Source organism: Roseovarius halotolerans, assembly GCF_900172255.1.
In the GTDB taxonomy this organism is placed as follows: domain Bacteria; phylum Pseudomonadota; class Alphaproteobacteria; order Rhodobacterales; family Rhodobacteraceae; genus Roseovarius; species Roseovarius halotolerans.
On record NZ_FWFU01000003.1, the window covers coordinates 504,291 to 517,251 of the forward strand.

The window sequence follows — 12,961 nt, forward strand, 5'->3', positions numbered from 1 at the left end:
GCGCTCCATAGTCCTGCGAAAGCGAAGACGCGCTTTTCCGAGAAGGAAGGCTTCATCCTCGTCCGCAAGGATGCCGCGCGACGGCCCCTGCCCCTGCCTCGTCATTCTGGCGCAAAGAGCGGTTTGGTGTGGCTTTGGCAGCGATCCGGTTCAGGACTTGCCGAACAGGTTCTTTGCGCCTTCGTCGGCGCGCACCGGGATGGTTGCGTGATCGGGGCGCATCACGTGCTGGCGCAGGCCGCCATGATGGTCGTCGTCGTCATCGTCCTTGAGACGCATGACCGCGATGCCGAACTGCACCCCGGCAAAGATGATCCCGTTCGATATCCAGAGGATCACCACCGCAAGCAGACCCTTGTCGGAATGCGACACCAGGTGCCAGAGATTGGCGACGTCGAACCACAGAAGCATCGCCACAAACGCCGCCGCGATTCCGAACCCGATGGCGACATGGGTGATGTAGAGGCGAATGAGCTTGGGCATGTGGACGACTCCTTCTGCTTGCCTTGAAACATAACACCTCACTGGAATGTGACAAGTGAAAGGCGCCCAAAACCCCGTCGGGTGGCGAAACATCGCAGGGCAAGCGCCTATCTTTCAGGCGTCGACCAGTCCTTTGGCGGTTCGGGACGCCGCCGCAGGCGCAGCGCGAGCCCGACGGCCACCCCGACCCCGATCGCCACGGTCAGGTCGGCAACCACGGTCAGGACCATCGTGAGCAGCAGGAGCACGAGATCTGAGCGCCGCCCGCGCAAATGTTCGCCCCATTTGTGCGGCTCGCTCATGTTCCAGGCTACGAGGATCAGCAGCCCGGCCAGCGCGGGCATCGCAAGATACCCGGCCAGCGGCGCGGCAACGAGCATCACCAGCAGGATGGTCAGCGCGTGGACCAGCCCGGCAACGGGGGTCTTGCCCCCTGCGCGGATATTGGTGGCGGTGCGCGCGATGGCACCGGTGGCGGGCAAGCCGCCAAAGAGCGCCGAACCGATGTTGGCGATGCCTTGCGCCAGCACTTCGGCATTGGGGCGGTGGCGCGCGCCGATCATCCGGTCCGCAACCATCGCCGAAAGCAGCGATTCGACTCCGGCGAGGAAGGCGATGACCAGTGCGGAGGGCAGAAGCTCGACCAGGCGGGCCAGGGTGATCTGTGGAATTTCGGGCATCGGCAGGCCCGCAGGCAGTGCGCCGAAGCGCGACTGGATCGTGTCGACCGGCAGAGAGGCCAGCGCGACCGCGGCGGATGTCGCCCCCACCGCCACGATCAGCCCCGGATAGCGCGGCGCGGCGCGGCGCAGGACGACAATGAGCACCAGCGTCGCAATGCCAATTGCAAGGGCCGAAGGATTGAGCGTCTCGCGCGCGCCCCAGAGTGCTGCGAGCTTGTCGGGGAAATCCGCGGGAACCTCGGCCATGTTGAGGCCGAACAGGTCCTTGAGCTGGCTGGTGGCGATGATGATCGCGATGCCGATGGTGAAGCCGTGGATCACCGGCTCGGGGACATAGGCGATGAGATTGCCCGCCCGAAGCGCCCCAGCCAGCAAGAGGATCCCTCCCGCCATCAGCGTCGCCAGAACCAGCCCGTCATAGCCATGCGCGGCAATGATACCATAGACCACGACGATGAAGGCACCTGTCGGCCCCCCGATCTGCACGCGGCTACCGCCGAAAAGCGAGATGAGGAAGCCCGCGACGATCGCGGTGACCAGTCCCTTGGCGGGATCGGCCCCCGAGGCGATGGCGATGGCAAGGCTGAGCGGCAGTGCAACCATCGCGACCGAGACCCCGGCCAGGAGATCGGCGGCAAAAAGCGCACGGCTATAGCCCTGCATCGTGGTCAGAATCTTGGGTTTCATGCCCGCGCGTTCGGCTTTTCAATCGAGATATGACGATTGACTACGCCTCTCGCGGCGCGGGTGCAAGGCGACTGTCGAGGCCGCGCGTCTTCGGGAAACGTGCCGGATATGGAAATGCCGACTTGGCGCAAGCGACGAATCCACTTTAGATTGACGTCACTGAAACCGAGTTCAATCAAGAGAGAGTGTTCATGTTCCGTAATCTGATCCTGGCTTTGACCTCCCTGGCCCTTGGCGTGGCCCTGTCTGCCTGTCAATCCGATCCCGGCGCGTCATCTGGGGCGCTGCGCCCTGTCGATCCGCGGATCGAAACCTGTAGCGCCGGATCGAGCGTCGCGTTGTCAACCGAAGCGAAGCTGGATCTCTCGGATTTGCTGACGCGTCAGAATGGCATGGTCAACGCCACGGTGCAGCGCAAGTTGTCCACGATGATTTCAGACGCCGCAGGCGACAGTCTGACGGGTGCCGACCTTGTGAAGGCGCAAGAGAATTACCTGGCCTGCCTGCGCGACGAGGCCGATCGGAGCGCGCGGGCGAGTGCCCCCTGGAAACACCTGAGCGATGCCGAATGCAGGGCCGCCTATGCCTGCGAGGATCAGAACATTGCACAGTTCCGCACCTGTCAGGATGTCGCCTTCGAGATGTATCAGGAGGGCGCCATCGACAAGCCGCGTGCGCGCGCCGCGATCAGCGACTGCCGCGGCGTGATCGCCGACAACCCCGGCTGCTACCAGGCCGGGGCGGGCGCCCAGCTCAAGACCGCGCGTGCGCTTTGCGCGCAGAAGATCGGGTCGATCTCGGAATATGGGACGTCTGGTGGCGAGGACTATCGGCGCCTCGTCGAGCAGATGAAGGCCAACGGCCTGATCTGAGCGCCCTGCCCTGCCCCTCGCTCAGAACGCTTCGGGACGGGCCTCGCGGGCCATGTGGTCAAGCACGGCGTTGACGAATTTCGATTCCTTGCCCTCGGGGTAGAAGCTCTTGGCGATGTCGACGAATTCCATGATCACCACCTTGGGTGGCGTATCGGATTGCGTCATCTCCGCCCCGGCCGCGCGAAACAGGGCGCGCAGGGTCGGGTCGATCCGGGCGATCGGCCATTTCGCCACCAGCGCGCGGTCGGTCATCTGGTCGATCGTCGCCTGCCAGTTCACCGCGTCGCGCATCAGCTGGGCGAAAAGCACATGGTCGCCCTCGGCCATGTCGCCCTCGTCGTAATGCGCGCCAAAGCGGAATTCCTCGAATTCGCGGATCACGCTGTCGACGGTCTGCTGGCTCGATTCCATCTGGAACAGCGCCTGCACGGCATAGAGGCGCGCCGCCGAGCGCATCTTGCGGCGCTGGTTGCCGGAAATCTTCTGGTCGTCGGTACTCATGCCTTGGGGTTGTCCTTGAGCTCGCCTGCCAGCTTGTATTCCTCGGTGGCGGGCATGAAGCCCACCCCCTTGCGCCGGCCGCCCCACTTACGGGTGAGCGCGACCAGATGCAAGGCCGCTGTGGCCGCCCCGGCACCCTTGTTCATCCGCGCGGGATCGGCGCGGGCCTCGGCCTGATCGCGGTTCTCGACGGTCAGGATGCCGTTGCCGATGCAGAGGCCCTGCAGACCCAGAAGCGTCAGCGCGCGCGAGCTGTCGTTGCATACGGTCTCGTAATGGGTGGTTTCGCCACGGATCACGCAGCCAAGCGCCACGTAACCGTCGAAATTCGAGAGCCGCTCGGCGATGGTGATGGCGCTGGGAAGTTCCAGCGCACCGGGCACCTCGACAAGATCGTGGCTGGCGCCGGCGGCCTCGATCTCGGCACGGGCGCCGGCGATCAGCTGGTCGGCGATGTCGCGATAGAAGGGCGCGACCACGATCAGCAGTTTCACGGGCTTGTCGAATGCGGGGCGCGGCAGGGTGTAATCGGTATCGGCCATGAAACGTCTATCCTTCGCTGAGGGGCCGGGTGCCGGTGATGCGGATGCCATAGGCATCAAGACCCAGATAGCGGGTTTCAGGGCTGTCGGACAGCAGGATCAGATCATGCAGCCCCATGTTGGACATGATCTGCGCGCCAAGGCCGGTCTGCTTGATGGTGCGCGGGCCGTCATCCTCGGCCAGTTCCTGTGCGAGGCTGGGCCGGGGCTGGCGAAAGAGGAACACCGCGCCGCGCCCCTCGGCGGCGATCATGCGCATGGCGCGGGGCAGCTTGGCGGTGGGGCCGCTTTCGGTCGCGGCAAGGCCGACGCCCAGAACGTCCTCGAGCACATTGAGCGCGTGGGTGCGCGCCAGAACCGGCTGGCCGTCGAAGATGTCGCCCTTGATCAGCACCACATGTTCGGTGCCGGTGATCTGGTCGGCAAAGAGGCGCATTTCCCATTCGCCGCCGTGGCTGGAATGGACGGTATCGCGGCGCACTTCGCGCACCAGGTTGTCGTGCTTGTGGCGATAGGCGATCAGGTCCGAGATCGTGCCGATCTTGAGCCCGTGGGTTTCGGCAAAGCCCACAAGGTCGGGCAGCCGCGCCATGGTGCCGTCTTCCTTCATGATCTCGCAGATCACCCCGGCGGGCTTGAGCCCCGCAAGGCGCGCGATATCGACCGATGCCTCGGTATGGCCGGCGCGCACCAGCACCCCGCCCTGACGGGCGCGCAGCGGAAAGACGTGACCGGGCGTCGCGATCTGCGCGGCGCTGTTCTGTTCGTTGATCGCCACGGCGATGGTATGGGCGCGATCGGCGGCGGAAATGCCGGTGGTCACGCCCTCGCGCGCCTCGATCGACACGGTGAAGGCGGTTTCCATGCGCGAGGAGTTGTTGACCGCCATCATCGGCAGGCCAAGCTGGCCGATCCGCTCGGCGGTCATCGGCAGGCAGATCAGCCCGCGCCCGTGGGTGGCCATGAAATTCACCGCTTCGGGGGTCGCGAATTCGGCAGCGATCACCAGGTCGCCCTCGTTCTCGCGGTCCTCGTGATCGACAAGGATGAACATGCGTCCGGCGCGGGCCTCGGCGATGATCTCTTCGGTGGGCGAGATATGCGCCTGAAGGCTTTGCTCGGTCTCGCCCGGCTTCTCGAAGGGCATGGTGTCGGACATGGGCTTTCCCCTTGGGTTCTGCGTCTGGGCAGATACCGCAGGCGGCGCAGCTTGGCCAGAGGCGATGTCGGCTTCGTGCTCAGTCCATCCGCTTTCGGATGCGGCGCACCATCCACCAGACCGCGCCCACGACGGGCGGTGTCGCCAGGGCCATCAGCATCCCCTTGCTGAGGTCCAGCGGACCGGCCAGCGGATACAGCATGTAGCCCGCCAGCGACACGGCGTAATAGCTGATCGCGACCACGCTCAACCCCTCCACCGTCTTTTGCAGGCGCAGCTGCATGTCGGCGCGCCGGTCCATGCTGGCCAGGAGCGACTGGTTCTGGGCGCTGCGGTCCACATCGACCCGCGTGCGCAGCAACTCGCCCGCGCGCATCGCCCTGTCGGCCATGGCATTGAGCCGGTCCTGCGCGGAATTGACGGTGCGCATGGCCGGATCGTAGCGGCGCATCATGAATTCCGAAAAGGTCTGGCGGCCCTCGAAACGCTGTTCGCGCAGCACCGCGATGCGCTGCTCGACGATGTTCTTGTAAGCCTCGGTCGCGCCGAAACGGAACGAGGAATGCGCCACCATCCCCTCGAGCTCGGCCGAGATCGACAACAGCCGCGTCAAGGTCTCCTCGGCGCTGGCGGTGGCGCCCGTCATGTCGCCGATCATGCGGCTGAGTTCGGCATCGAGCTCGCCCATGCGCGGGCTCATGTCCCGTGCGCGCGAGAAGCCCAACATCGACATCGCCTTGTAGGTCTCGATCTCGCAGAGGCGCTGCACCACCCTGCCGATCCGCCGCTCGCCGGTGCCCGGCGCGACGGTGACGGCAAAGCGCAGGTGCCCCGCCGGATCGATGCGGAAATCCCCCGCCACCACGGCGGCGTCATCGAGCACCCGTGCCACCGCGACGCTTTCGGCGACGAACCATTCGGCAACCTCGTCGCGGGTGGTCTCCTTGTCCTTCCAGGGGCTGATGCGGATCAGCGCCGACGTCATCCGCACCCCCGGCGCCTCCGAGAGCCAGTCATCGGGGAAGACCTCGAAATCGCGCGGATCGAACGGGCGCGAACTCAGCCCGTCGGTATAGGCGGTGTAGGTGACGAACTCGGTATGGCTTTCCCATTTGAGCGTATGGCGCCCGATACGCCCGAAATAATGCGTGGCGCCGGGCTGCGGATGGGGCGCGCCGTGCCGGTCGAGCAGCGCGATCAGATGGGCCATGTCCGCATCGCGATCCCGTGCGGCGGCGCCTTCGGCCCGCTTGACCGCGAGATAGGCCGCGGTCGAGGGCGCGCGCATCGTCGGGAACGGGCGCGCATGCAGCTCATTGGCAAGGCGATAGCGCAGTGGGTGATCTTCGATCGGCGACATGAGGCGCGCACTCTTTGGGGCGGTTCGAGGTGCAACCTAGCGGTTCGGGCCGCATTGGAAAACCGGTTTTTCCTGCCAAACCAGCTATTTACCGGCGTACAGCGGTATACCGCACAGGAGATGGGCAAAGCACGCCCCGCCGCCCGCCGCCCCCGCCCGCCCTTCATCTGGCAAGAAATACCTCGGGGGGTCGGGGGGCTGGCCCCCCGGCGCGGTCCCTGCCACAGGCGCATGGGCTGAAAAGAAAAGGGGCGCCCCCGAAAGAGCGCCCCTTGTCGATCCGCAAGGGGCGGCAGCCCCCCCCGAAAGGATCAGTCGATCTTGGGCAGCAGGCTCGACACGCTGTCCTTGGCGTCGCCATAGAACATGCGCGTGTTGTCCTTGTAGAACAGCGGGTTCTCGATGCCCGAATAGCCCGTGCCCTGCCCGCGCTTGGAGACGAAGACCTGCTTGGCCTTCCACACCTCGAGCACCGGCATACCGGCGATCGGGCTGTTGGGGTCGTCCTGTGCGGCCGGGTTCACGATGTCGTTCGAGCCGATCACGATGACCACATCCGTATCCGGGAAATCCTCGTTGATCTCGTCCATCTCCAGCACGATGTCATAGGGCACCTTGGCCTCGGCCAGCAGCACGTTCATGTGGCCCGGCAGGCGGCCCGCGACCGGGTGGATCGCGAAACGCACGTTCTTGCCCTTGGCGCGCAGTTTCTGGGTCAGTTCGCTGACCGCCTGCTGCGCCTGTGCCACCGCCATGCCATAGCCCGGCACGATGACGACGCTGTCGGCCTCGTTGAGGGCCTGCGCGACGCCGTCGGCCTCGATGGCGACCTGTTCGCCCTCGACTTCGGCCGCGGGGCCGCTGGTGCCGCCGAAGCCGCCCAGGATCACGCTGACGAAATGCCGGTTCATCGCCTTGCACATGATGTAGCTCAGGATCGCGCCCGAAGAGCCGACCAGCGCGCCGACCACGATCAGCAGGTCGTTACCGAGGCTGAAGCCGATCGCCGCCGCCGCCCAGCCCGAGTAGCTGTTGAGCATCGACACCACCACGGGCATGTCGGCGCCGCCGATCCCCATGATCAGATGATAGCCGATGAAGAAGGCGAGCAGCGTCATCAGCACCAGCGTCCAGATCCCGGCGTCGTTGAAATACATGATCCCCAGGATCAGCGACAGGATCGCCGCACCCGCATTGAGCATATGCCCGCCCGGCAGTTTGCGCGCGGCCGTGTCGAGCTTGCCCGCAAGCTTGCCGAAGGCGACGACCGAACCGGTGAAGGTGACCGCGCCGATGAACACGCCGAGGAACACCTCGACCCGCAGGATCGCGATCTCGACGCCGGTTTTCTTGGCCAGAACGGCGGCGAAGCCTTCAAGCCCCTTGCGGGCGGTGTCGTCCATCGCCAGCACGCGACCCAGTTCGATATCGGCGTTGAAGCCGACGAACACGGCGGCAAGGCCGACAAGGCTGTGCATCGCCGCGACCAGCTGGGGCATCTCGGTCATCTGCACGCGCTTGGCGATGTAGACGCCGATCACCCCGCCGCCGCCGATCAGCAGAAGCGAAAGAAGCCACAGGCCCGAGCCCGGCCCGATCAGCGTTGCCAGCACCGCCAGCGCCATGCCGGCCATGCCATACCAGACGGCGCGCTTGGCGCTTTCCTGGCCGGAGAGACCCCCGAGGCTCAGGATGAAGAGGACTGCCGCGACCACATACGCGGCGGTGGTGAAACCATAATCCATGATCCTGTGCTCCTTACGATTTCTGGAACATGGCAAGCATGCGCCGGGTGACGAGGAAGCCACCGAATATGTTGATCCCGGCCATGAAGACCGACAGAGCCGCCAGCAGGATCACGAGGAACGACCCCGATCCGATCTGCATCAGCGCCCCGAGGATAATGATCGAGGAAATGGCGTTGGTGACCGCCATCAGCGGGGTGTGCAGGCTGTGCGAGACGCCCCAGATCACCTGGAAGCCGACGAAGACCGCGAGCACGAAGACGATGAAATGCTGCATGAAGCTGGCGGGCGCGACGAGCCCCACCCCCAGAAGCAGCACCGCACCGACGGCCAGCAGCGTGACCTGGTTCTTGGTCTGCTGCTTGAAGGCGGCCATTTCCTGCGCCTGCTTTTCTTCGCGGGTCAGTTCACGCGGCGCTTCCTTCTTCGGTTGCGCAGCGATCGCGGCCACCTTGGGAGGTGGCGGCGGGAAGGTTACATCGCCGTCATGCGCCACCGTGGCGCCGCGGATCACGTCGTCTTCCATGTCATGCACGACCTGACCGTCCTTTTCGGGGGTGAGGTCGCTCATCATGTGGCGCACGTTCGTGGCATAAAGCGTGCTCGATTGGGTCGCCATGCGCGACGGGAAATCGGTGTAGCCGATGATCGTGACACCGTTATCGGTGACGATCTTGTCGTCCATAACGGTCAGCTTGCAATTGCCGCCCTTTTCCGCGGCAAGATCGACGATCACGCTGCCGCGCTTCATGGATTTCACCATGTCCTCGGTCCACAGTTCCGGCGCTTCGCGGTTGGGAATGAGGGCGGTGGTGATGACGATGTCGATCTCTGGCGCCAGTTCGCGGAACTTGGCCAGCTGCGCCTCGCGGAATTCGGGGCTGGAGGGCGCGGCGTAACCGCCGGTGGCGGCGCCGTCCTGGGTTTCCTCGTCGAAATCGAGATAGACGAATTCAGCGCCCATCGATTCGACCTGTTCGGCCACTTCGGGGCGCACGTCGAAGGCATAGGTGATCGCACCGAGGCTGGTCGAGGTGCCGATGGCGGCAAGGCCCGCCACGCCCGCGCCCACGATCAGCACCTTGGCCGGAGGCACCTTGCCCGCCGCCGTCACCTGGCCGGTGAAGAAGCGGCCGAAATTGTTGCCCGCCTCGATCACCGCGCGGTAGCCGGCGATATTGGCCATCGAGCTCAGCGCGTCCATCTTCTGCGCGCGGCTGATGCGGGGCACCATGTCCATCGCGATGACCGACGTGCCCTTTTCGGCAAGCTGCTGCATCTGCGCTTCGTTCTGGGCGGGCCAGAAGAACGAGATCAGAAGCTGCCCCTTGCGCAGGCGCTTGGCCTCGGTGTCGGTGGGCGGACGCACCTTGGCGACGACATCCGCGGCCTTGTAGAGCGCGGCGGCGGATTTGATCACCTCGACGCCCGCTTCCTTGTAGGCGGCATCGGCAAAGCCCGCAGCCTTGCCCGCGCCTGCCTCGATGGCACATTCGTAACCGAGTTTCTGGAGCTGAAGCGCGGATTCGGGCGTCATGGCGACACGCGCCTCGCCCTCCATCACTTCTTTTGGTGTTCCGATCTTCAAGGTCGTCTCCCCCGTTCTTGCGTTCTCTGGCCCCGGTCACGGGGCGGCGTTTCATCCGGCTTTAAACAGTGTCGGCGCCGGTTATTCCACATTTTTCTATCGGTTTCGATGCAAGGAATGTCGCATCCGGTCAAATCCAGCGCCGCGTCTTCTCGCAATAGCGCGCGAAATCCATCCGGAATTTGCGGCGCATCCGGTCTTCCTCGGGTTCGATGAAACGCTTTTCGAGCACCCAGACGAAAACCGGTAGAAGCGGCAGCGCCAGGACCGCATCCCATCGCAGGATGAACCCCAAAAGCACCAGCGCATCCCCGACATAGATCGGGTTGCGCGTGCGCGTGAAGATCCCGCTTTGCACAAGGCGTTCGGGCGTTTCATGCGGCATGAGCGTGGTGCGGTGGCGGCGGAATTCAAAGAACGCCAGCGCCATCAGAAGCACCCCACCCCCGATCAGCAGGCCGCCCGCGAAATCCGCCCATGCCCCGCCAAAGCCGAGTCCCGCAGGGTAATAGGCCGATTGCGCCCATGCGACGGCGAGAAACCCCGCAAGCCAGACCGGCGGCAGGTCGATCCATTTGCCCATCAAGCCAGCCCGTCCCGGCGCTGCAAAACAGTGATCTGCTTCATTCCCACTCCATTTCCTCGAACACACGGCCCGCATTCTTGGTGGCCAGTTCCTCGAACGTGTCAAGATGCGCCCAATTCGACTGATCGACATAATAGGCGTCGGCCAGATTGCCGCCATTGTCCAGATGCTCGCCGATCTTGGCGCGCAGATCCTTGAGGTAATCCGAGGTATAGCGCGTGACCTGCGCCATGTTGGTGGGGTGGCCGTGGCCGGGAATCACGTAAGTGGCGCCCAGATCGGTGAAGGGGCCATCGAAGGTCTCGATCCAGCATTTTGTACAGCTGCCCGCGAAAATCGGCGGCATCCGTTCGTGAAAGGCGATGTCGCCCGCGATCACGATGCCCCATTGGGGAATCCAGACCTGCGTGTCGCCCGGACCATGCGCGGGACCAAGATGCAGCACCTCGAAGGTGACATCGCCCATCTCGATGGTGGTCGAATCCTCGAAGCTGAGATTGGGCACGACGACCGAGCTGCCCTCGGCCTTGTCGCGGTTGTAGCCCTGCATCCCCTGCAGGACGAAATCACCCTCTTCCTCGATCTCGTGGATGGCATCCACATGCGCGAGGATATCGACCCCCTGCTCGGCCCAGTAGGAATTGCCGAGGAAGGCATGGCCCTGCCCGTTCTCGTTCACCACCAGTTTCACCGGCTGGTCGGTGATCGACTTGATCTCGTCATGGAGCGCCTTGGCCAGGCGGTAGGAGGCCCCGCCATTGACCACCAGCACGCCGTCGCCGGTGATGACGAAGCTGAGATTGTTGTTGTGGCCCGAATTCTCGTAGGTGGGCGGCGCGGTGGCGCCGATGGCCGAGAAGACATGCGGGATGAATTCGACCGGCTTGGAATAGAGTTCGGATTGCGGATACTGGTCGGCGATGTCCTCGGAGGCCAGCGCAGGCATGGCGAACGCGGGCGAAAGGGCAAGCGCAAGGGCCGCGGCGGCGGCGTGAATCGGTTTCATCTGTGTCCTCCCTGAATAACTGGCGCGATGTTACGCATTCACCTTCGTGAATGTCTAGGGGGCGCGCCGACGGACAGCCCCTGCGGCCGCCTTGCCTGCGCGCGGCCAGGCTGTAGGGTAGCGGTATCAACATGCCGGGAGCAACGCCATGATGGAGCGCGATGCCTTCAACGATCTTTGCGCGGGCTTTCGCGGCGCGCAGCATGTGGTGCAATGGGGCAACGCCGATGTGTGGAAGGTGGGCGGGAAGGTCTTTGCCATAGCGGGCTGGAACGAGGGGCGCGACGCCTACACGTTCAAGGTGACGCGGCTGGCCTACGAGGTGCTGCACGACCAGCCAGGAATCCGCCCCGCGCCCTATCTTGCGTCGCGCGGGATGAGCTGGCTTCAGGTGCATGGCGATCCGGGCTTGCCCGACGCGGCACTGGCAGAGCATATCCGCGAGTCATATGACATGGCGCTGGCACGACTGACCCGCAAGGCGCGCGCCGAACTGGGGATCGGAGAGGTTTCATGAGCGATTTCGCGGCCACGAAGGCGATGTTTCACCTGCCCGAGGGGGTGATCTATCTCGACGGCAATTCGCTGGGGCCGCTGCCGAAGGCGGCGGGGGCACGCATGGAGCGCGCGATGCGCGACGAATGGGGCGAGATGCTGATCACCGGCTGGAACAAGGCCGGGTGGATGGCGCAGCCTGCCGAGCTGGGCGACCGGATCGCGCGGCTGATCGGGGCCGAGCCGGGCCATGTGATGCTGGGCGACACGCTGTCGATCAAGGTCTACCAGGCATTGGCCGCCGCGCTGGAGATGCGCCCCGAACGGCGGGTGATCCTGAGCGACAGCGGCAACTTCCCGAGCGACCTTTACATGGCCGAGGGGCTGATCGGGGCGCTGGACCGGGGCTATGAATTGCGCGTGGTCGCACCCGAGGAGGTGGCGGATGCCATCAACCCGGATGTGGCGGTGACGCTTCTGACCGAGGTCGATTACCGCACCGGGCGGATGCATGACATGGCGGCGCTGACCGCGCGCGCCCATGACGCGGGCGCGCTGACGATCTGGGATCTGGCGCATAGCGCGGGGGCGGTGCCGGTCGATCTGGCCGGGGTTGACGCCGATTTCGCGGTGGGCTGCACCTACAAGTTCCTCAATGGCGGCCCCGGTGCGCCCGCTTTCATCTATGTGGCGCCGCGCTATGCGGATCACGCCCGCCCTGCCCTGTCGGGCTGGCTCGGCCATGCCGCGCCGTTCGATTTCGAGCAGGTCTACCGCGCTGGCGAAGGGCTGGCGCGGATGCGGGTGGGAACGCCGCCGGTGCTGGCGATGGCGGCGCTCGATTCGGCGCTGGATATCTGGGACGGCGTCGACATGAAGGCGCTGCGGACGCGCGCGCAGACGCTGTCGGAGCGCTTCATCGCATCAGTCGAGGACAGCTGCCCGATGCTGGAACTGGCCTCGCCGCGCGACCCCGAGGCGCGCGGCAGCCAGGTGTCGTTCCGCTTTGCGCAAGGATACGCGGCGATGCAGGCCTGCATCGCACAAGGGGTGATCGGCGACTTCCGCGCGCCTGATATCATGCGTTTCGGCATCACGCCGCTGTATATCGACGCCGGGGATATCGACCGCGCGGCGGCGGTGATCGCAAGGGTGATGCAAGATCGGCTGTGGGACGATCCCGCCTATCAGGCCCGCTCTGCCGTGACCTGACCGGCCTTCCGGATTGCCCAGAAAAAGTCCCGTTTCGAA

The 12,961-nt window shown here is 65.0% G+C and carries 13 protein-coding genes; 3 read left to right on the forward strand and 10 right to left on the reverse strand.

The window, feature by feature from the left end:
- Positions 1 to 150 precede the first annotated feature (150 nt).
- Together ROH8110_RS13600 and ROH8110_RS13605 are read right to left on the reverse strand one after the other, a co-directional pair.
- On the reverse strand, positions 151 to 483 hold the full coding sequence (locus tag ROH8110_RS13600) for a hypothetical protein (protein WP_085818261.1): 333 nt from the start codon (positions 481 to 483) through the stop codon (positions 151 to 153).
- Between the two features lie 107 nt (positions 484 to 590).
- Entirely contained in the window at positions 591 to 1,853 is a 1,263-nt protein-coding gene (locus ROH8110_RS13605) for a SulP family inorganic anion transporter (protein WP_085818262.1), read from the reverse strand.
- A 191-nt stretch (positions 1,854 to 2,044) separates the two neighbouring features.
- On the opposite strand from ROH8110_RS13605, the gene ROH8110_RS13610 reads away from it, so the two are divergent.
- A complete protein-coding gene (locus ROH8110_RS13610) occupies positions 2,045 to 2,725 on the forward strand; it encodes a hypothetical protein (protein WP_085818263.1) in 681 nt (226 codons plus the stop codon).
- Between the two features lie 21 nt (positions 2,726 to 2,746).
- Here the strand turns inward: ROH8110_RS13610 and nusB are convergent, their stop codons facing one another.
- From nusB to ROH8110_RS13650, 8 genes are all read right to left on the reverse strand, one after another.
- The gene (nusB, locus tag ROH8110_RS13615) at positions 2,747 to 3,229 is read right to left on the reverse strand and encodes a transcription antitermination factor NusB (RefSeq protein ID WP_085818264.1); all 483 of its coding nucleotides are present in this window, start codon (positions 3,227 to 3,229) and stop codon (positions 2,747 to 2,749) included.
- Positions 3,226 to 3,771 carry a 6,7-dimethyl-8-ribityllumazine synthase gene (locus ROH8110_RS13620; protein ID WP_085818265.1) on the reverse strand — a complete coding sequence of 182 codons (546 nt, stop codon included), beginning with the start codon at positions 3,769 to 3,771 and terminating at the stop codon, positions 3,226 to 3,228. Before ROH8110_RS13620 ends, nusB begins: the two co-directional genes overlap by 4 nt.
- Before the next feature lie 7 nt (positions 3,772 to 3,778).
- Entirely contained in the window at positions 3,779 to 4,918 is a 1,140-nt protein-coding gene (ribB, locus tag ROH8110_RS13625) for a 3,4-dihydroxy-2-butanone-4-phosphate synthase (RefSeq protein ID WP_176236616.1), read from the reverse strand.
- A 91-nt stretch (positions 4,919 to 5,009) separates the two neighbouring features.
- Entirely contained in the window at positions 5,010 to 6,290 is a 1,281-nt protein-coding gene (locus ROH8110_RS13630; RefSeq protein WP_085818267.1) for a DUF3422 family protein, read from the reverse strand.
- 311 nt (positions 6,291 to 6,601) lie between these two features.
- On the reverse strand, positions 6,602 to 8,035 hold the full coding sequence (locus ROH8110_RS13635; protein WP_085818268.1) for an NAD(P)(+) transhydrogenase (Re/Si-specific) subunit beta: 1,434 nt from the start codon (positions 8,033 to 8,035) through the stop codon (positions 6,602 to 6,604).
- A 13-nt stretch (positions 8,036 to 8,048) separates the two neighbouring features.
- Complete coding sequence (locus ROH8110_RS13640) at positions 8,049 to 9,623, reverse strand: Re/Si-specific NAD(P)(+) transhydrogenase subunit alpha (protein ID WP_085818269.1); 1,575 nt, start codon at positions 9,621 to 9,623, stop codon at positions 8,049 to 8,051.
- A 130-nt stretch (positions 9,624 to 9,753) separates the two neighbouring features.
- On the reverse strand, positions 9,754 to 10,206 hold the full coding sequence (locus ROH8110_RS13645; RefSeq protein ID WP_085818270.1) for a methyltransferase family protein: 453 nt from the start codon (positions 10,204 to 10,206) through the stop codon (positions 9,754 to 9,756).
- A gap of 40 nt (positions 10,207 to 10,246) precedes the next feature.
- Positions 10,247 to 11,215 carry an MBL fold metallo-hydrolase gene (locus ROH8110_RS13650; protein WP_085818271.1) on the reverse strand — a complete coding sequence of 323 codons (969 nt, stop codon included), beginning with the start codon at positions 11,213 to 11,215 and terminating at the stop codon, positions 10,247 to 10,249.
- A gap of 151 nt (positions 11,216 to 11,366) precedes the next feature.
- On the opposite strand from ROH8110_RS13650, the gene ROH8110_RS13655 reads away from it, so the two are divergent.
- Together ROH8110_RS13655 and kynU are read left to right on the forward strand one after the other, a co-directional pair.
- Complete coding sequence (locus ROH8110_RS13655) at positions 11,367 to 11,732, forward strand: MmcQ/YjbR family DNA-binding protein (RefSeq protein WP_085818512.1); 366 nt, start codon at positions 11,367 to 11,369, stop codon at positions 11,730 to 11,732.
- Positions 11,729 to 12,922 carry a kynureninase gene (gene kynU, locus ROH8110_RS13660; RefSeq protein ID WP_085818272.1) on the forward strand — a complete coding sequence of 398 codons (1,194 nt, stop codon included), beginning with the start codon at positions 11,729 to 11,731 and terminating at the stop codon, positions 12,920 to 12,922. Before ROH8110_RS13655 ends, kynU begins: the two co-directional genes overlap by 4 nt.
- The last annotated feature ends 39 nt before the right edge of the window (positions 12,923 to 12,961 follow it).